The sequence below is a fragment of the Streptomyces sp. NPDC101151 genome, from assembly GCF_044768335.1.
Lineage (GTDB): Bacteria > Actinomycetota > Actinomycetes > Streptomycetales > Streptomycetaceae > Streptomyces.
Window position 1 is genome coordinate 31371 of record NZ_JBIWPP010000016.1, and the last position, 18557, is coordinate 49927.

General features: G+C 69.1%; 15 protein-coding genes and 1 tRNA gene. 10 read left to right on the forward strand and 6 right to left on the reverse strand.

The genetic code is table 11. The features are described from left to right. The first annotated feature begins 9 nt into the window (after positions 1-9). The 6 genes from traB (at position 10) to ACIRU3_RS26610 (ending at position 8943) form a co-directional block, all read left to right on the forward strand. On the forward strand, positions 10-2058 hold the full coding sequence (gene traB / locus ACIRU3_RS26585; protein WP_404060873.1) for a plasmid transfer protein TraB: 2049 nt from the start codon (positions 10-12) through the stop codon (positions 2056-2058). A gap of 168 nt (positions 2059-2226) precedes the next feature. Next, positions 2227-2739 (forward strand): hypothetical protein, encoded by a 513-nt coding sequence (locus ACIRU3_RS26590; RefSeq protein WP_404060876.1) that lies wholly within the window; start codon positions 2227-2229, stop codon positions 2737-2739. 11 nt (positions 2740-2750) lie between these two features. Then, positions 2751-2975, forward strand: coding sequence for a hypothetical protein (locus ACIRU3_RS26595; protein WP_404060879.1), 225 nt, complete (start codon positions 2751-2753; stop codon positions 2973-2975). A 91-nt stretch (positions 2976-3066) separates the two neighbouring features. Further along, positions 3067-4023, forward strand: a complete 957-nt coding sequence (locus ACIRU3_RS26600) for a bifunctional DNA primase/polymerase (protein WP_404060881.1) — start codon at positions 3067-3069, stop codon at positions 4021-4023. A 1165-nt stretch (positions 4024-5188) separates the two neighbouring features. Beyond that, a complete protein-coding gene (locus ACIRU3_RS26605) occupies positions 5189-6748 on the forward strand; it encodes a YfjI family protein (protein WP_404061264.1) in 1560 nt (519 codons plus the stop codon). Positions 6749-7437: 689 nt separating this feature from the next. Then, positions 7438-8943, forward strand: a complete 1506-nt coding sequence (locus ACIRU3_RS26610; protein WP_404060884.1) for a tyrosine-type recombinase/integrase — start codon at positions 7438-7440, stop codon at positions 8941-8943. Positions 8944-9065: 122 nt separating this feature from the next. Here ACIRU3_RS26610 and ACIRU3_RS26615 read toward each other — a convergent pair. The 3 genes from ACIRU3_RS26615 to ACIRU3_RS26625 all read right to left on the reverse strand — a co-directional run bounded on the left by ACIRU3_RS26615 (position 9066) and on the right by ACIRU3_RS26625 (position 11159). Beyond that, a tRNA-Pro gene (locus ACIRU3_RS26615) sits at positions 9066-9139 on the reverse strand. A 66-nt stretch (positions 9140-9205) separates the two neighbouring features. After that, on the reverse strand, positions 9206-9964 hold the full coding sequence (locus ACIRU3_RS26620) for a Pr6Pr family membrane protein (RefSeq protein WP_404060887.1): 759 nt from the start codon (positions 9962-9964) through the stop codon (positions 9206-9208). A gap of 268 nt (positions 9965-10232) precedes the next feature. Continuing rightward, the gene (locus ACIRU3_RS26625) at positions 10233-11159 is read right to left on the reverse strand and encodes a metallophosphoesterase (RefSeq protein ID WP_404060889.1); all 927 of its coding nucleotides are present in this window, start codon (positions 11157-11159) and stop codon (positions 10233-10235) included. 94 nt (positions 11160-11253) lie between these two features. On the opposite strand from ACIRU3_RS26625, the gene ACIRU3_RS26630 reads away from it, so the two are divergent. Next, positions 11254-11721, forward strand: a complete 468-nt coding sequence (locus ACIRU3_RS26630; RefSeq protein ID WP_404060892.1) for a GatB/YqeY domain-containing protein — start codon at positions 11254-11256, stop codon at positions 11719-11721. A gap of 240 nt (positions 11722-11961) precedes the next feature. Here ACIRU3_RS26630 and ACIRU3_RS26635 read toward each other — a convergent pair whose 3' ends face one another. Beyond that, positions 11962-14277: a transglycosylase domain-containing protein gene (locus ACIRU3_RS26635; RefSeq protein WP_404060895.1), complete on the reverse strand. Its 2316-nt coding sequence runs from the start codon at positions 14275-14277 to the stop codon at positions 11962-11964. Positions 14278-14829: 552 nt separating this feature from the next. Here ACIRU3_RS26635 and wblA point away from each other — a divergent pair. After that, a complete protein-coding gene (gene wblA / locus ACIRU3_RS26640; protein WP_067046754.1) occupies positions 14830-15168 on the forward strand; it encodes a transcriptional regulator WblA in 339 nt (112 codons plus the stop codon). A gap of 291 nt (positions 15169-15459) precedes the next feature. Here wblA and ACIRU3_RS26645 read toward each other — a convergent pair whose 3' ends face one another. Together ACIRU3_RS26645 and ACIRU3_RS26650 are read right to left on the reverse strand one after the other, a co-directional pair. Further along, positions 15460-16833: an ArsA family ATPase gene (locus ACIRU3_RS26645; RefSeq protein ID WP_404060898.1), complete on the reverse strand. Its 1374-nt coding sequence runs from the start codon at positions 16831-16833 to the stop codon at positions 15460-15462. Beyond that, positions 16830-17807, reverse strand: a complete 978-nt coding sequence (locus tag ACIRU3_RS26650) for an ArsA family ATPase (protein WP_404060901.1) — start codon at positions 17805-17807, stop codon at positions 16830-16832. Before ACIRU3_RS26650 ends, ACIRU3_RS26645 begins: the two co-directional genes overlap by 4 nt. A gap of 72 nt (positions 17808-17879) precedes the next feature. Here ACIRU3_RS26650 and ACIRU3_RS26655 point away from each other — a divergent pair, with 72 nt between their 5' ends. Beyond that, positions 17880-18041, forward strand: coding sequence for a DUF4177 domain-containing protein (locus ACIRU3_RS26655; RefSeq protein WP_003975360.1), 162 nt, complete (start codon positions 17880-17882; stop codon positions 18039-18041). Next, complete coding sequence (locus ACIRU3_RS26660) at positions 18038-18502, forward strand: RidA family protein (protein ID WP_404060904.1); 465 nt, start codon at positions 18038-18040, stop codon at positions 18500-18502. Before ACIRU3_RS26655 ends, ACIRU3_RS26660 begins: the two co-directional genes overlap by 4 nt. Positions 18503-18557 lie beyond the last annotated feature (55 nt).

An 18557-nucleotide genomic window follows, 5' to 3' on the forward strand; every position in this document is an offset into this window, starting at 1 on the left:
GGCTGATCCATGGCAGAACGTGACGCACAACGGCAGCTTGCCGAGCTGCTCGAAGCCCAGCTCCAGGGCGGCTCCGATGCCGGAGGTGTGGGCAAGTACCTGCTGCACCGGGCCAAGCCCCACCTTCCCCCGTGGCTCGGCTGGATCGGCACCGGCGTGGCAGGTGCCCTGGGGCACTGGCGGTGGGCCGACAGCGCTCCCGCCGGTGTCGGCCTCACCCTCGCCTCGGTAGCCCTGACTGGGGCCACCTGGTGGGCGGGCAAGTCGACCAGCCAGCAGCGACGCCTGCACTCCGCCATCACCGTGGCTGCAGGCTCCGCCTGGCTGACCGCCGCCTGCCTCGCCGGCCCGACTACCGGGCCCGTCGACGACCTGTACCTGATGGGCGGGCCGGCACTCGCCCTGTCGTGGAACATCCGCATGGTCCTGCGCCACAGCGCCGACGCCACCAGCGGCGAAGGCTCCGACAAAGGCCTGCTGGAGAAGGTCGGACTGGCCCGGGCCCAGCTCGGTGCGGCGAAGGTCGAGCCGAACCGGGTCACCGCGCCGCTCGCGGTCGAGGCAGGGGAACAGACCAACGACGACGTGACCAAGAGCCTGGGACGGATCGCATCCGCCCTGGACCTGCCCACCTCCGCGGTCCGCTACAACCCCGACCCCGGCTCCTCCCGGCGCGGTGAGCTGGTGATCGTGCCGGAAGACATGCTGGCCGAGGTGGTGGAGTGGGAGGGCCCGTCCAATGTGGGCGGCTCGATCGCCGAACCGCTGGTGATCGGCCGCTACGACGACGGCTCGCCGCTGGTGATGTGGCTGCCGGGTGACCCGGAGGCAGGTCGGAACTCCACACACGGACTGATCGCGGGCGGCACGGGCTCCGGCAAGGGCGACGCAGCGCTGAACCTGCTTACGGAGATCCTGTCTCGCCGGGACGTGATCGTGTGGTTCTCCGACCCCAAGGCGTTCCAGGACTTCGCGCCGCTGCGGCCCGGCATGGACTGGGCCGTGGAGGGTGGAACACCGACTGAGGTCATGGTGGCCGCGGTCGAGGTTGCGATCCCGGCGCGCACGCGCTGGCTGGGTGTCCACAGCTACCGGCAGTGGGTGCCCGCGGCTGCCGAGCAGCAGAACGACCCGGAGCACACCTGCCGCCCCGACGGCCGGCCGTGCGGCTGCCCGGGAATGCCGTTCCTGGTCACCTGGTTCGAGGAAGCCGCCAACACCCTGCGCGTGATGGGGGAAGACGCGTTCACCGGCATCGCGCAGGAAGCCCGCTCCGCGGGCATCGCCGTGATCGTCTCGCTCCAGCGGCCCTCCTACGACCAGATGTCCACTTCCACCCGCGCATCCCTGCCGTCCGTGATCGCGCTGGGCTGCGATGCCCGGGACGAGGGGTTCGTGCTGCCGGACGAGGTCCTGGCCGCGGGCGCGCACCCTGGAGCGTGGGGCAACCGGCGGCCCGGCTACTGCTACGTCGTCTCACCCGGCATCCCCGAGGACCGGTACGCGTCCCCGGGCCGCACGCAGCGGTTTACCCAGCGGGCCGTGCCCGTCATGGAGCTGCTGGCCCAGTGGGCACAGCGCAACGGCGCCACAACCGACCCCGTCACCGCCGGCGCCGCCTCCAGCGTCGCTGGGAACGCCTACACCGGCCGGGCCGCGGTCGGTGCCCAGCAGCCCAGGACGCTGCGCGCGGTCCAGGAGGAGGACGGCATGGACGACGGTGGCCCGCTGATCGACCCCGAGGACGCCGGCATCAACCCCGAAGTCGAACTCCCCGCTATCGAGGACGGCGACGACACCCCGATCTTCGGGCAGGAGAGCGGCCGCAAGCCCTCCCCGCAGGAGGCCCGGCAGTTGTTTGCGCGGGCGCTGGAGGAGTTCGAGTCCGACGGGCAGATGATCGTCGGGCCGAAGGACTTCATGGACTGGTGCCAGCGCCACAACCTGTCCCGCCCGTGGGTGTCGGAGCGGCTGAAGGAAGCCGCTCTGGACGGCCGTCTGGAGCCGACGAACGCTACCGGCAGGTGGCGGATCGTCCCCGCCCTGACGGCCGCCTGACACCTGACACCGTCACGCCCGCCTGACACCCAAAACCCTAGGCAAACCCGCTGTCAGAAACGCGTGACGCCCCCCGTCTGACACCCCTGACACCCGCCTGACACCCATTCGCGGGCCCGCCCACGCATGCGCTCGCGCGGGCCCGCGCCTCACCCGGAGGAATGTGTCATGACCCACCCCGAGCACACCCCCGGCCCGGTCCACTCCAACCCTCGCCTGACCGACGCCGAAGCAACCGCCGAAGCCCGGCGGATCATCGAAGAGGCCTACCGGCCCCTGCCCCAGCAACCCACCTCCTACCGCGACACCAGCCCCCTGCCCGCCTACGGCAGCACGCCCCCGGTTCTCCAGCCGGACCGCCGGATCATCCCCGCATGGGCCGCCGGCACCGCCGTGGCCGGCATCGGCGTCGGCGCCGCGTGCGTCGGCGGCGGGTGCGGATTCTGGCTCGCCTGCCAGGGATTCGCCGCCGTCTCCCTCACCAGCGTCCTGTTCGTCACCCTGCCCATCGCCGCCGCGGCCGCCGTCGTCACCGCCATCGGATCGGCCCTGCGCTCCCTCAAGACCGTCCACACCGAACACCACCACCACTACACCGGCCCGGTCCTGCAGGAGAACACCTCCCTGACCACCCACACCCGGGGCCTGATCGCCCGCACCCGCAACGAACTCCACAGCTGACAGGAGCTCTCATGTTCGCGATCCGCATCGTCTGCGACCCCGCCGACGCCGACAGCATTACGACCGCTCTTGGTCGCCAATTCGTGACGGGCACCGTCCGGCAGCACCCGGCGCGAGACGGCCACAACGTCCGCCTGTACCTCACCGCCGAAGAGCGCCACAGCCACACCAGCAGCCCCGCGGGCGAGGTGGATGGCATGACGCTCTGGCCCTGGTACCTGCCCGCCGACCGCTAGCTACGCCAAGGGCGGCCCCCACCTCTCGCCAAAGAACGCGGGGCCGCCCTTGTCCACCTGCCATCCAAATGACCTGTGGAGGTCTCCCAGCATGACCCAACCCGCACCGCTCCGGCGAGTGCCCGACTTACCGCCGACGATTCCCAGCGCCGACCTGCAGTGTCTGCCGCTGCTCGCGTCCGCCCTCACAGCAGCCGAACGCGGTTGGCCCGTCATCCCGCTCCACCCCCGCAGTAAGCGCCCGGCGGGGCACGCCGAACACGCCTGCCCCGGCACTGGGCGGTGCGCTGACAGGCACCGCACTCCGGAGGAGCGCGCCACCACCGACCCGGAACTGATCCATGCCGCGTGGGCTCACCGGCCCTACAACGTCGGGATCGCGACCGGCCCGGCCGGGCTGCTCGTCATCGACCTGGACCCGGTCAAGGCAGAAGAGCCAGAAGGAGCGCCTGACGGCGCGACTTCCTTGCAAGCGCTCTGCGAGCGCGCCGGGCAGGTGCTCCCGGACACCTACCGGGTGCGGACCGCGCGCGGTGAACACCTCTACTTCATCGCCCCCACCGGGATGCGGCTGAAGTGCAGCGCGAACCGTCTCGGACCGCACATCGACACCCGCGCATGGGGCGGATACGTCGTCGCCCCCTGCAGCACCACCCCCGACGGCACCTACCAAGTCGCCCACGACGCCCCCGTAGCCGAACTGCCCTCATGGCTCGCCACGTTGCTCGTGGAGCCGGACAGGTCCACTCCGGTGCCCGTCCGGGTCCACGACGGCACCCGCGCCGCCAGGACCGCCCTGGAACGCGAGTGTGCCGTCATTGCCGCCGCGACCGAGGGCGGGCCGAACGGGCGGAACAACACCCTGCACGAGAGCGCATGCAAGGTGGCCCGGTTCGTGGCGTGGGGCGACATTCCCCGGCACGTGGTGGAGCAGGCAATCCAGGGGGCGGGGGAGGCTACGGGACTGCCGCCGGCCGAGTGCCGCACCACCATCCGCAGCGCCCTGGACTGGGTCATGGCCCATGCCACACCACGGGAGGCGGCATGACAGCGCCGACTCCCCCCGCCCTGGATTGCCCTACCAACACCCCGAACAGGCTGCACGCCGCTCCACAGCCTGTGGACGCTGCGGCCGTGGGCGAACCGAAGGGCGTCGCCGAAGGCGTCCCCATTGCTGTTCGCCCTGACCCGTGCAGGGACGACGGGCGCCGCCCCGTGGCCTGGCTCCACATCACCGCGCCGCCGTCCTGGAGCGTCACCCCCTCCGCCCGCTCCTGGTGTACCTGCGGCTACGAGCGACAGGCCATCGGCCGCGCCGCCGTCCTGCAACTGATCACCGCTCACGGAGAACACCGCACCGCATGCCGACTGTTGAACCACGGCCAAGAAGGAAGGAGGGCGTCGTGAAGCCGGAGATCCGGCACGTGGTGATGATGAGTGGCGGGATCGGCTCGTGGGCCACTGCCAAGCGCGTCGTCGACGAACACGGTCCCGAGCAAGTCGTGTTGTTGTTCGCGGACACCAAGGTCGAAGATGCGGACCTGTACCGGTTCCTGGACGATGCCGCGGCTAGCCTCAAGGCCCGCTTAGTCAAGATTGCCGACGGTCGCACCCCGTGGGAGGTCTTCAGGGACCGCCGGATCATCGGCAACAGTCGCATCGCCCCGTGCAGCCAGTACCTGAAGCAGATCCCCTGCCGGCAGTGGTTGGAGGCCAACACCGACCCGGCGACCTGCGCTGTCTATGTCGGCATCGACTGGTCGGAGACCCACCGGCTCCCCGCAATCCAGGCGGCCTATCAGCCGTGGACAGCGCTCGCCCCGCTGTGTGAGCCACCGTATCTCGACAAGGAAGACCTCCTGCGCGGCGCCGCCGCGCGCGGCCTCAAACCCCCGCGGCTCTATGCGCAGGGCTTCCCGCACAACAACTGTGGCGGTGCCTGTGTCCGGGGCGGACAGGCCCAATGGGCGCTGCTGCACGCCACCAACCCCGCCCGCTACGCCGATGAGGAACGCCAGGAGAACGCACTGCGCGCCCACCTGGGCAAAGACGTGGCGATCCTGCGCGACCGCATCGATGGCGTCTCCATTCCCCTGCCCTTGACCGTGCTGCGCTCGCGGATCACCGGCCAGCAGATAGACGCCGAGGACTGGGGCGGCTGCGGCTGTTTCACCGAGCCCACCCCCCCCGCATCCCAAGGAGGCGATCAACCCATGACCGCACAACCGGTCGACAGCAGCGACGATCTGTGGGCCGGTCTAGCGGCCGACCTTGAACCGCCCACCGGCCCCCTGGTGCCGATTTGGGACGAGCCTGTTCCCCTCCGCGCCCGTCCGCCGCTCCCGGACTTCCCCGTGGATGTCCTGCCCGCCTGGTTGGGTGGCATGGTGCGTGGTGTCGCCGAGGAGACCCAGACCCCGGCGGACCTCGCCGGATGCCTGGCTCTGGCGGTTCTCGCTACCGCCGCCGGTGGGCGGGTCAAGGTGTGCGTACGCGGTCACTGGCGTGAGCCGGTGAACATCTACACCGCCATCGCCTTGCCTCCCGGCAACCGCAAGTCCGCCGTATTCGACCTCATGGTTCAACCGCTGCTCGATGCGGAGAAGGCCCTGATCGAACTCTCCGGGCCCGTGAGGGCGGAGGCGGAGACCCTGGCGAGGCTGGCCAAGTCAGCAGCCGAGAAGGCCGCCGGCAAGGCGGCCAACGCGGAGCCCGAATATCGCGACACCCTGACCGCCGAAGCCGTCCAACTGGCCCAGGACGCCGACAAGATGCGGGTTCCCGCCGAACCGCAACTCGTCGCGGACGACGTGACGCCGGAAAACGTCGGGACTCTCCTGGACGAGCAGGGCGGGCGCATCTCCTGCCTGAGCGCCGAAGGGGAGCTGTTCGACATCATCGCCGGCCGCTACACCGGTAAGCCCAACATGGGGATGTTCCTCAAGGGCCACGCGGGAGACATGCTCCGGGTCAACCGGCAGGGGCGCAGTGCCCAGCACGTCGACTCCCCGGCGGTCACGATCGGCCTTGCGGTGCAGCCGGAAGTCCTGGACGCGCTCAGCCGTATCGACGGGGCTGACGGGCGCGGGCTCCTCGCCCGGTTCCTTTACTCCAAGCCCCTGTCCCTGGTCGGCTCCCGCAGCCTGACCCCCGCCCTGCTGGACGAGCAGGTGGCCGCCACCTACGCCAAGCACCTGGCGGGTCTGACGCTCGCCCTGGCGGACTGGACCGACCCCGCCCTCATCCAGCTCACCCCCGAAGCCGACGCGGTCCTGCTGGCCTTCCAGAAGGTCACCGAGTCGCGTCTCGGTCCAGACGGGAGTTTCGCACCGATCGTGAAATGGGCGTCCAAGCGGGACGGCGCCGTAGCCCGCATCGCCGGACTCCTACACCTCGCCGCCCACCCCGAGGACGGGTGGCACAAGCCCATCGAGGCGTCCATCATGGCCGCCGCCACCGAGCTGGGGGTCTACTTCACCGCGCACGCCCTGGACGTGTTCAGCGTCATGAGCGCCGACCCCGCGCACGATTCCGCGGTGACCGTCCTCGCGCAGCTCGTCTCCAGCAACCCCGCGCAGTTCACCAAGCGCGAGCTATTCCGGATGCTGCGCCGGGCAGAGTTCCCCGCCATCGGTGACCTGGACCCCGCCCTTGCCCTGCTCGAAGAACACGGCTGGATCCGCCAGCAACCGCCGCCTCCGCGCACCGGTCGCGGCGGCCGGCCGCCCTCGCCTCGCTACGAGACCCACCCGCGCATCGCACGCGGAGCCTGACACAACCCCCAGACCGCTGACAGAACTGACACAACCCCCCACCCAAGCCGTTGACCTGCACGAACGACCATGATCGCGGTTTTGACAGAACTGAATCAAAACTCGACAGAACCCCCGGCAGCGCCGTCGGGAGTCCTGTGACAGAACCTCCCCCGGCGAGGTTCTGTCAGCAATTAATTCAGTTCTGTCAAAGATCCAAAACGCATTAAAACCGCAGTTCAGCGGCTTGCAGGCGAGGTTCTGTCAATTCTGTCACCGGATCCCGCTTCCTCGTGAGGAGTCACCGCCACATGAGCGCTCCGCGACTGGAACCCCCGGCACTTCCCCCTGTCTACCTCCCCAGCGACATCGCCAAGGCCCTGCACTGCTCGGAGTGGTGGGTGAAGGAACAAGCTCGCAGGGGACGCATCCCCTTCACCAAGCCCGCAGGGAGCTACCGGTTCACAGCCGAGCACTTCGCCGAGATCATGCGCATCTTCGAGAGCCGCCCCGCCGAAAGCCATGACGCTCCTGTGCCAGCAAAACAAGCACCACGGCGCAGGTCGACCACAACGGCGGCATCCGTCACCTCCCTGCAAGCAAGGACGCCACGCAGGGCGCAAGGCGGCCAACCGCACTCCAGCGCAGCCTAATTCCGTGTGCCGCCCGGCTCTTCAGCCGGGCGGCACACCCGTTCACAGGAGAACAAGGTGGGTTATGCCGAGAGTCTCGGCAGCTACTGGCGCGGCCGGTACAAGCTCGCGCCAGGCAAGTACGCCACTGTCCGCGATGCCGATGGCGATGCCATCCGCTTCCGGACCAAGGCCGCGGCAAAGAAGGCAGCTGACGCCGAAGAAGCGAAGCTGTTGGCCGGCACGAAGAAGGCGCCTCGTGAGCGGATCACCTTCGGTGCCTACGTCAACCGCTGGTATGCCGCACAGGACTTGGCGGCATCCACCATGCAGAACTACCGGCGGCACATCGAAGAGCATTTGCTCCCCGCATTCGAGGACTCCGCCGTTGCCGACATCCTGAGCACCGACATTGCCGCGTGGGAGAAGCATGAACGCGCGGTGCCCTATGCGGCATCCAGCATCAAGACGTGGCGGGCAACTCTGCACCTGATCCTTGCCGACGCTGTTGACGAGGGGCTACGCGACTCCAATCCGGCAACCAAGCGCCGTGGACGAGGGAAACGTGCTGGCCGCTCACGTAACCGTGGCCCGGAGAAGGCGGTCACGACCGCACTCGGCATCCTGCTGCTCGCCGAGAGAATGGCGCTGCTGTCCGGCCGCGACGACGAGTTTGTTGCCGGCATCGTCAAGGGCTACACCGGCATGCGCTGGGGCGAAATCGTTGGTCTTGAACCCGAGTTCGTCCGACCGAAGACCATCCGCGTAGAGTGGCAGCTCTACGAACTGGACACGGGCGAATTGCATCGCTGCCCGCCCAAGGACGACTCCTACCGGAACATCGACACTCCGGGCTTCCTCGCCTCGCTGCTTGCCGGCCACGTCGCCCGGACGAGACCGAAGCCTTGCGAATGCCACGGACTGGCCTACGTCTTCCGCGGCCATGGAACCGCCAACGGGTCCGTAAGCCGCCCCGGGACGAAGCTAGTCGACGTGGCACGCCGCTGCGGCGTATCGACCGGCACCGTCTCCAACGTCCTCAACCGCCCTGATGCTGTGGCGGAGCTGACTCGCCTGAAGGTACTGGAAGCCATCAGTGATCTCGGGTACATCCGCAACGCCGCATCGGGGGAGTTGGCTGCTCACTGGCGGCGCTCCGGTTTCGCCACGTGGCTCTTTCGACCAGCCGCGACAGGGCGGTATCCCGGGCGAGGCAGTCAGGAAGAGCGGCCAGTGCCTGTCGTTGCTGAGCCGTGGCCTGGCATCCCTGCACGCGGGCGAGGAGCCTCCAAGCGCGCTGAGGTGTGCTGGGTGCCGATCGCCCCGGGGCTTACTCCGCACGGGTTGCGCCACACTCACAAGACCCTGATGAGGGAAGTGGGGACCCCGCCAAAGCTCATGGACGAACGCATGGGCCACGAGGACGGCTCCGTCCAGTCGCGCTATGACCACATCACGCCAGGGATGCGGCAGGCGCTCATGACCGCGCTCACCGGGATGTGGGAGGAAGCGCTAGACGCGCGCCGAATGATGAGCCTCGGCTCGCCCGTGGCTGCTCTGGATGCGCTGCTGAAAGCTCGCTAGCAGGGCGTTGGTCTGGAGGCAGATTCCAAGATCTTCTCCAGGATTTCTCCAGAGAGCCCCTGGAGAACGAGGCAGGCCCGGTGCTGATTTCTCAGCACCGGGCCTGACCTGGTGTTTCACTGTCGGGGTGGCGGGATTTGAACCCACGACCTCTTCGTCCCGAACGAAGCGCGCTGCCAAGCTGCGCCACACCCCGATGTCGCTGCTTGCCGCGGCGACGACGTTTACTTTAGCCCACCGGTGGCTGGAGACGAAATCCGGTTTAGACGCGGCGTCGGACCGGGGTCGGGCGGACGTGGTCCAGGGCGATCAGGAGCACCGCCAGGGCGTATGTCGCGAGGCCTATGAGGAGGGCGTTCGCCAGGGTGCTGCGGTAACCGTGGGCGTCGACGTCCAGGAACGGGTAGAGGTAGCGGGCGGGCGTGGATGGGGGGAGGAGGGCTGCCCGGATGAAAGAGAAGGCCAGGTAGGCCAGGGGGTAGAGGAGCCAGGCCGCTGCCTGGCGGAGGTGCAGGCGGGCGGCCGGGGTGAGGAAGAGCCAGTCCAGGAGCGCCGCCAGCGGGACCACCGTGTGGAGGATCTGGAGGGTCGCCCACTGGGCGTGCCAGCGTACGGGTGGTGCCGTCGCGTCCGTCATGAGGAACGGGGGCGTCGTGTGTGACAGGAGCAGGTGGTAGACCAGCGCCGTCACCAGTGCGTAGAGGAGTGTGGCGCCGGTCACCGACGACGGCAGGGGGCGTCGGGCGCGCCAGGCCCTGGATGCCGACAGGAGCATGACCACGGTCAGCAGGATGTTGGTCTGGATACTGAAGTAGCTCAGGGTCCGGGCCGGGGTGCCCAGGAGGAGCTCCAGGGTGACGCCGGCAGCCGCCGCGAAGGCGATCAGAACGCGGAACATCGCTGCCAGGGGGCGGCGGGTCGGGGCCACCACCGCTGTGGCCGGGACCGGGGCGTGCAGCAGGAGGGGCGGGCCCGGGACCGCGGGCAGGTCCGGGATGTCCCTGGGTATCGGGGCGGTCATGCCCTCACGCTAGGCAAGGGGGGTGAATGGGGCGATCCGGGTTGGTCCGGGCGGGTTAATGCCCATCCTGGGGCCGGCGCAGGCCGCCCGGCTACCCCGACCGCGCTGACACCGGTTCCTGCGGCGGCCTCAGTCCCCAGGTGGGCCGACCGCGCTGACACCGGTTCCTGTGGCCGCCTCAGCCCCAGGTGGGCCGACGGACCGCCCTGACACCGGTGCTTACTGCCGCCTCAGCCCCAGGCGCCCCACCCCTCACAGCCCCCGCTTCCTACTCCCGCCCCACCAACGTCAGCAACGTCGCCTCCGGCGGGCACGCGAACCGTACCGGGGTGTAGCGGTTGGTGCCGCAGCCCGCCGAGACGTGGAGGTAGGACGTACGGCCCTCAGCCGTGTGCGTGGAGAGGCCCTTCACGCGGTCCGTGTCCAGGTCGCAGTTGGTGACCAGGGCGCCGTAGAAGGGGATGCACAGCTGGCCGCCGTGGGTGTGGCCGGCCAGGACCAGGGGGTAGCCGTCCGCCGTGAAGGAGTCGAGGACGCGCAGGTACGGGGCGTGGACGACGCCCATTGAGAAGTCGTACGTGCCCGAGGGGCCGCCGGCCACCTGGGCGTAGCGGTCGCGCTTGATGTGGGGGTCGTCCAGGCCGGTCAGTTCGATCGACACGCCCTCGATCTTCAGTACGCTCCGCGTGTTCGTCAGGTTCAGCCAGCCCGCCGCGTCGAAGTCGTCGCGGAGGTCCTCCCAGGGGTTGTGGACCACGCCCACGGCCGGCGGGTTGCCGTTCAGGCCGTGGCGGCCGTTGGTCTTCTCCAGCAAGTAGCGGGCGGGGTTGCGGAGTTTGGGGCCGTAGTAGTCGTTGGAGCCGAAGACGTACGCGCCCGGGAACTCCATCAGCGGGCCGAGCGCGTCGAGGACCTCGGGGACGCCCTCGGGGTCCGAGAGGTTGTCGCCGGTGTTGATCACGAAGTCGGGGCGCAGGCCCGCCAGCGCCTGCAGCCAGCGCTGCTTCTTGCGCTGTCCGCCGACCATGTGGATGTCGGAGACCTGGAGCAGGCGCAGCGGGCGCATGCCCGGCGGGAGGACCGGGACCGTCACTCGTCGGAGGCGGAAGGAGCGGACCTCGAAGCCCGCCGCGTACGCCACTCCGGCGGCGCCTGCCGCCATGATTCCCAGGGGTACTCCATATCGCGCGCGCATACGACCATCGTGTCAGACCCCGCCATGGCCCCGAGACCGGCCGCCCGCTAAATCAGCGGGCGCCCGAGCGGTCGTACCTGCGACAATCGAGCCCATGACCACCACGCTCAAGTCGAAGCTGCACGACGACCTCAACGCCGCGATCAAGGAGCGTGACGAGCTCCGCTCCTCGACGCTCCGGCTGACGCTCGCCGCGATCACCAAGGAGGAGGTCGCGGGCAAGGAGAAGCGCGAGCTCTCCGACGACGAGGTCCTCAAGGTGATCACCAAGGAGGCGAAGAAGCGCCGCGAGGCCGCGGACGCCTTCGCGCAGGGTGGTCGTGCCGAGTCGGCCGAGCGGGAGAAGGCGGAGGGCGAGCTCCTTGCCGCGTACCTGCCCAAGCCGCTGTCCGACGAGGAGCTGAACTCGATCGTGGCGCAGGCTGTCGAGGAGGCGAAGGCGGCCGGTGCCGAGGGGCCGCGGGCCATGGGTGCCGTGATGAAGATCGTGAACCCGAAGGTGGCCGGTCAGGCCGAGGGCGGCCGCGTCGCCGCAGCGGTGAAGAAGCTCCTGCAGGGCTGAGTCGGCTCATTCCCCGGGCTGAGGCGGCTCTTTCAGGGCCGTGGCAGCTCCTTCGGCGCTGAGGCACATCCTTCGGCGCTGAGGCAGCTCCTCCGGGACCGCGCTCGGACGTTCTCCGGTAAGGCTACGACGGCGGGGCCGCACCCCTCATCTGTGGGTGCGGCCCCGCCGTCGTCCTGCCGGAAGGATCAGGGAGGGTCCGTGAAGGACGGGCGGGATCCTGGGAGGATCCCGCCGTCTCTAGCCCCGAGTACCCCCGTTGTCGTTCCCCTTGTTCCCTCCGTTGGTCTGGCCCCGGATGAAGTTGCCGGGAAGGGAGAAGGTCGGCGTGGGGAAGGTGCCGCCGGTGGTGTCACCCGTGGTGCCCTGGGTCGTACCACCGTCAGTGAGGCCGCCGATCAGTCCGCCGATCAGCCCGCCCGTGTTGTCCCTGTTCTTCCCGCCGTCGTTCCCCCGGTTGCCTCTTCCCCGGTCGTCGTCGCCCTTGTCGTCGGGGATGTCGACCAGGTTGAACCCCGGAGCGTCCTTGCCCTCCAGGGCGCCGGCCATGGCGTCCTTCCAGATCGGGCCCGGGACCTGACCACCGAAGACGAGGTCGTGGTAGACCCCGCCGATGGTGATCTGGTTCATCTTCACGTTCTGCTTGGCGCTGCCGACCCAGACCGCACCGGCCAGGTTGGGCGTGTAGCCGACGAACCAGGCGTTCTTGCGCTCGTCGGTCGTACCCGTCTTGCCCGCGCTCTCACGATCGGTCAGGCCCGCCTGCTGGCCGGTACCGGAGTCGACCACGCCGCGCAGCAGCGTGTTGACGGTGTCGGCGGTCCGCTCGCTCATCGCGCGCGAGCAGGTCGACTTGGGGACCGCGAGCGACTTCTGCTCGTTGTCGACCCTCTGGGTGATCGACTCGATGGCGACCGGCGTGCAGTACATGCCCCGCGAGGCGAAGGTCGCGTACGCGCTCGCCATGGTCAGCGGCGAGAGGCCGATCGAACCGAGGGCGATGGAGGGGGTCTCCGGGAGCTTCGAGCCGTCGCCCTGCACCACGTGCAGCGCGTCGGTCATCTTCACCACCGGGCACAGACCGATGTCGGAGATCAGCTGCACGAAGTAGGTGTTGATGGACTTGGCCATCGCCTCCTTCATGCGGTACGGGCCGCGCTCCGACTCGTTCTCGTTCTCTACCGTCTCGGCCTTGGTGTTGACGTAGGGGTTGGTGCTGCACCGCTGGACCGGGCTCGGGTAGTTCATCTTGTACGGCGCCGAGTACTGCTGGGTCGCCGGCTTGCCGCCCTCGATCGCGGCCGCGGCCACGAACGGCTTGAAGGTCGAACCGGTCGGGAAGCCGTAGTTGGAGCCGCCCATGTCGCGGTTGACCGAGAAGTTGTACTCGGTCTCGTCGTTGCCGTAGCCGAAGGGCTTCGACTGGCCCATGCCCAGAATCTTGCCGGTGCCGGGCTCGACCAGGGTGGTGGCCGCGGCGACCTTGTCGGACTTGTAGACGTGTTCCTTCAGGGAGTCCTGGACGGACTCCTGGGCCTGCGGGTCCAGTGTCGTACGGATGGTCAGGCCGCCGCGGTTCCAGAGCTTGGCGCGCTCCTCACGGGTCTTGCCGAAGGTCGGGTCGGTCAGGAAGACCTTCTCCACGTACTTGCAGAAGAACGCGGCGCCCTTGGTGGCCGTGATGCAGCCGTTCTTCGGCCGGCTGACGTGCAGGCCGAGCGGCTTCTCCTTGGCCTGGTCGGCCTCCGCCTGGGAGATGTCGCCGACCTCGGCCATGCGCTGCAGGACGGTGTTGCGGCGCTTGGCGGCCTCCGCCTCGTCGTTCACCGGGTCGTAGCGGCTCGGGGACTGGACGATGCCGGCCAGCAGCGCCGATTCCTGCAGGTTCAGGTCCTTGGCGTGCTTGGAGAAGTAGCGCTGCGAGGCCGCTTCGACGCCGTAGGCCTGCTCGCCGAAGAACGTGATGTTCAGGTAGTTCTCGAGGATCCGCTTCTTGCCGAGCTTCTCCTCGATCTGGATCGCGTACTTCAGCTCGCGGACCTTGCGGCCGAGGGTCTGCTGGGTGGCCTCGGCGACCTTGGTCGGGTCGTCGCCGGCCTCCTCGATGAAGTAGTTCTTCACCAGCTGCTGGGTGAGCGTCGAGGCGCCCTGGGACACCCCGCCGCTCTGCGCGTTCTTGTTCAGGGCGCGCAGCACGCCCTTGAGGTCGATCGCGCCGTGCTTGTAGAAACGGGAGTCCTCGATCGCGACGATCGCCTTCTGGATGTACGGCGAGATGTCCTTGAGCTCCACCACCGTGCGGTCGCGGGAGTACACGGTCGCGAGCTGGTTGCCCTTGCTGTCCAGTATGGTCGTGCGCTGGCTGAGCTGGGGGCTCTTGAGGTTGGCCGGGATCTCGTCGAATCCCTTGACGGAACCTTTGGCCGCGAGTCCGAGCGCGCCGGCCGCGGGCAGCGCGATGCCGGCCATCACGGCTCCCGCGAGCACACTGACTCCGAGGAACTTGGCGGCCTGCTGCGTTGCCGACAGGCCACCGCCCGAGCGCTTCTTTGGCATGGGGGCAGCCTAAGCCGTACTGATAAGCGTTCCGAAGGAGCGACGGCTTCTCGGGATGTTCGGGTGCCGGATCGTGACGTCCGGGATGTCCGGTACGGGGGCATCAGGGCACGCCGATGGCAGGGGCGCGTCACAGCACGGCAAAGCGGGACGCCTACCTTCTCATTCGCCGGACACACGCTCAGGCCTTGGCCTAAGCTGCTCTCAACTGTCACAGCAGTGCGGCCACGTATCAATACGTCCGGCGACCCCGAATCGTTCCGGAAGTACCCCGATTTTCTGGTGGGGACGTGCCCGAATCCGCCTCGTGTGTTACCTGGTGCCCGATGTGACGCACCATAGCTGTCCCGGTTTGCCGGGTTGATCACGCATGTCGTCAGCTCACTCCCGCGGGTGATCTGCCGCTTACCCATAGTCCGTTCGGGCCATTCAAGATTGGGCCCGAAGGGGGTGTTGCGCTGTCCCCGCCTTCCGTAACGTCCTCAACTGGCGGCGGTGAATATGCCGCTGCCGCCGTGGGGGAGCCTCGATTCGGGAGAGGACGGCGCCGGTATGGGCTGGGTAACCGACTGGAGTGCGCAGGCTGCCTGCCGCACTACCGATCCGGATGAACTGTTCGTTCAGGGAGCAGCGCAGAACAGGGCCAAGGCGGTGTGCACCGGATGCCCGGTACGCACTGAATGCCTGGCGGACGCGCTGGACAACCGCGTGGAGTTCGGTGTGTGGGGAGGTATGACGGAGCGCGAGCGCCGCGCACTGCTGCGCCGGCGGCCCACCGTGACCTCCTGGCGCAGGCTGCTGGAGACCGCCCGCTCGGAGTACGAGCGCGGCACGGGCATCGTGCCTCTCGACAGCGACGAGGTGTACGAGCACTACGCGGCGGTGAGCTGAGGGCATCGCCCCCGGCATAGTCTGGGGCCACTCCGACCGGCCATGAGGCATGGGAAGCAGCGGTCGGACGTGTGTCTTGGGCCAACACCTGCTGGCGAAAGCGCCGGAACACGCGCGGGGACATCCGCTGTGCGGGGGCGTGCCTCTGAGGTTTCCGCCCGCTGGGCCGGCGTGCCCCGAGCGGGGAACCGTCGGCGCGCCACCCTGTCGGCGCAATCACGGCCGCAGCTCAGTCGGGCGTGCGCACGTACCGGGCCGGGGCCACGAGTGCTCCGCCGTCCGGGGCGAGTGCTACGACAGATCCGTCCGCCCCTCCGCCAGCCGGTCCCCGATGGTGCGCAGGCCCGTGAGGTCGTGCACGTCACCGGGCAGTGCGGGTACCTCGACGACCGCCACCTCCGGGTGGCGGGCGGTGAAGCGGTCACGCGTGCGCTGCTCGCGCGAGAGCAGCTGCATACGCTCGGCGTGCAGCCTCAGCAGGCCTGCGGTCAACTGGTCCACGGAGCGCTCCGTGTCCGCACCGGGGGAACCGTCGTCTGCGGCGGGGGAGCCGTCGTCCGGAGCCGGTGTTGCGGAAGCGGGAGATTCTGAACTGTCGTACGTGTCGGGAGAGTTACGAAGTCCAGCTTTCCCGCCCCCCTGATCCACAATGCGGGGCTCCTCAAGATTTTCCGCGGCGGCGAGCGCCCGCTCGGCCGACAGCCGGCCGGCGCCGCTGCCGTGGACCCGGTTGAGGACCAGACCCACCAGCGGCATGTCTTCCGCGGCCAGCCGCTCCACGAAGTACGCGGCCTCGCGCAGCGCGTCCCGCTCCGGGGCCGCCACCACCAGGAACGCCGTACCGGGCGCCTGGAGCAGCTTGTACGTGGCGTCCGCTCGCGTACGAAACCCACCGAAGGTGGTGTCCATCGCGGCCACGAAGGTCTGGACGTCCTTCAGCAGCTGACCGCCCAGCAGCTTGCCCAGCGTGCCGGTCATCATCGACATGCCGACATTGAGGAAGGCCATCCCCGCGCGGCCACCGAGCTTCGCCGGGGCGGTCAGCAGGCGGATCAGACGGCCGTCCAGGAAGGAGCCGAGCCGCTTGGGCGCGTCCAGGAAGTCCAGCGCCGAGCGGGACGGCGGGGTGTCCACCACGATCAGGTCCCACTCGTCCCTGGCCCGCAGCTGGCCCAGCTTCTCCATCGCCATGTACTCCTGCGTGCCCGCGAAGCCCGCCGAGAGCGACTGGTAGAACGGGTTGGCCAGGATCGCGGCCGCCCGCTCCGGGTCCGCGTGCGCCTCGACGACCTCGTCGAAGGTGCGCTTCATGTCGAGCATCATGGCGTGCAGCTCACCGCCACCCTCAACCGAATCGCTGCCCGATGCCCCTGCGTGATCCTCGGTGCCCTTCACCCGCCGGGGCACGTTGTCCAGGGAGTCGATGCCCATCGACTGGGCGAGCCGCCTGGCCGGGTCGATGGTGAGGACGACCACCTTGCGGCCCCGCTCGGCCGCCCTCAGGCCCAGTGCCGCCGCGGTCGTCGTCTTGCCGACCCCGCCCGAGCCGCAGCACACCACGATCCGGGTCTGCGGGTCGTCCAGCAGCGGATCGATCTCGAGCACGCGCGTGGGGGACAGACGAGGGCGGACGGCTTCCTGGGCGTCGGCCGGGTCGGGATTCATGACAACCCCTGCTTCCGCAGTTCGGTGGCTAGTTCGTACAGGCCCGCGAGGTCCATGCCCTCGGCGAGCAGTGGCAGCTCGTGCAGCGGCAGGCCCAGCTCGCCGAGGACCGCGCGCTGCTCCTCCTCCAGCGCGTACCGCTCGGCGTACTCCGCGGCCTGCGCCAGCAGCGGGTCCACCAGCCGCTCGGCGTGCCCGCCCCGCCGCGCCCCGCCGAGCCCGGCGGCCGACAAGGCGCGCGCAAGGGAAGAACGCGGCACGGTCCGTACGAGTTCCAGGTCGGTCGCGTCCAGCGCCTGGGGCCGGACCATGTTCACGATGACCCTGCCCACCGGCAGCCGGGCCGCACGGAGTTCGGCGATGCCGTCGGCGGTCTCCTGGACGGGCATCTCCTCCAACAGCGTCACCAGGTGCACCGCCGTCTCGGGCGACTTCAGCACCCGCATCACCGCCTGCGCCTGATTGTGTATCGGGCCGATCTTCGCGAGCCCGGCGACCTCGTCGTTGACGTTGAGGAAGCGGGTGATGCGGCCGGTGGGCGGGGCGTCCATGACGACGTAGTCATAGGCGAACCTGCCGGACTTGTCCTTGCGGCGCACCGCCTCGCACGCCTTGCCGGTGAGGAGGACGTCCCTGAGACCCGGCGCGACGGTGGTGGCGAAGTCGATCGCGCCGAGCTTCTTCAGGGCCCGGCCGGCGCCGCCGAGCTTGTAGAACATCTGGAGATAGTCCAGAAGGGCCAGTTCGGGATCGATGGCGAGGGCATACACCTCCCCGCCGCCCGGAGCGACCGCGATCTTCCGCTCCTCATAGGGCAGCGCTTCTGTCTCGAAGAGCTGTGCGATGCCCTGCCGGCCCTCGACCTCCACGAGAAGCGTCCGCTTCCCCTCGGTCGCGAGGGCCAGCGCGAGTGCGGCGGCGACCGTCGTCTTTCCGGTCCCGCCCTTGCCGCTGACGACCTGGAGCCTGCTCACGTCTTCGAGACTAACCAGTCCGGCCGACAGGCACGCGGGAGGCTGTGGATAACAGCGGCTACAGTCGGCCCCATGACCAAGTGGGAATACGCAACCGTGCCGCTGCTCGTCCATGCCACGAAGCAGATTCTGGACACCTGGGGCGAGGACGGCTGGGAGCTCGTCCAGGTCGTGCCCGGGCCCAACAACCCCGAACAGCTCGTGGCCTACCTGAAGCGGGAGAAGCAGGCGTGAGCGCGGTCGAGGCCAAGCTGGCCGAACTGGGCCTGACCCTGCCGGAGGTCGTACCGCCGCTGGCCGCGTACCAGCCGGCCGTGCAGTCCGGCGTGTACGTGTACACCGCCGGCCAGCTGCCGATGGTGCAGGGCAAGCTGCCCATCACCGGCAAGGTGGGCGCCGAGGTCACGCCGGAGGAGGCCAAGGATCTGGCCCGTACCTGCGCGCTGAACGCGCTGGCCGCCGTGAAGTCCGTGACCGGCGACCTGGACCGCATCAAGCGCGTGGTGAAGGTCGTCGGCTTCGTCGCCTCGGCCTCCGACTTCACCGGGCAGCCCGCTGTCCTCAACGGCGCCAGCGAGCTGCTGGGCGAGGTCCTCGGCGACAAGGGCGTGCACGCCCGCAGCGCGGTGGGCGTCGCGGTGCTGCCGCTGGACGCGCCGGTGGAGGTCGAGATCCAGGTCGAGCTGGTGCCGTAACCCGGCTCGCCGTTCGCCGCAGCCCCTCTGACCTCGGGCACCTCTCGAACATTCG

Bases quoted from the DNA above. Each gene is read 5' to 3' on its own strand.
- traB (WP_404060873.1), top strand. From the start codon at position 10: ATGGCAGAACGTGACGCACAACGGCAGCTTGCCGAGCTGCTCGAAGCC.
- ACIRU3_RS26590 (WP_404060876.1), top strand. From the start codon at position 2,227: ATGACCCACCCCGAGCACACCCCCGGCCCGGTCCACTCCAACCCTCGC.
- ACIRU3_RS26595 (WP_404060879.1), top strand. From the start codon at position 2,751: ATGTTCGCGATCCGCATCGTCTGCGACCCCGCCGACGCCGACAGCATT.
- ACIRU3_RS26600 (WP_404060881.1), top strand. From the start codon at position 3,067: ATGACCCAACCCGCACCGCTCCGGCGAGTGCCCGACTTACCGCCGACG.
- ACIRU3_RS26605 (WP_404061264.1), top strand. From the start codon at position 5,189: ATGACCGCACAACCGGTCGACAGCAGCGACGATCTGTGGGCCGGTCTA.
- ACIRU3_RS26620 (WP_404060887.1), bottom strand. From the start codon at position 9,964: ATGACCGCCCCGATACCCAGGGACATCCCGGACCTGCCCGCGGTCCCG.
- ACIRU3_RS26625 (WP_404060889.1), bottom strand. From the start codon at position 11,159: ATGCGCGCGCGATATGGAGTACCCCTGGGAATCATGGCGGCAGGCGCC.
- ACIRU3_RS26630 (WP_404060892.1), top strand. From the start codon at position 11,254: ATGACCACCACGCTCAAGTCGAAGCTGCACGACGACCTCAACGCCGCG.
- ACIRU3_RS26635 (WP_404060895.1), bottom strand. From the start codon at position 14,277: ATGCCAAAGAAGCGCTCGGGCGGTGGCCTGTCGGCAACGCAGCAGGCC.
- wblA (WP_067046754.1), top strand. From the start codon at position 14,830: ATGGGCTGGGTAACCGACTGGAGTGCGCAGGCTGCCTGCCGCACTACC.
- ACIRU3_RS26645 (WP_404060898.1), bottom strand. From the start codon at position 16,833: ATGAATCCCGACCCGGCCGACGCCCAGGAAGCCGTCCGCCCTCGTCTG.
- ACIRU3_RS26655 (WP_003975360.1), top strand. From the start codon at position 17,880: ATGACCAAGTGGGAATACGCAACCGTGCCGCTGCTCGTCCATGCCACG.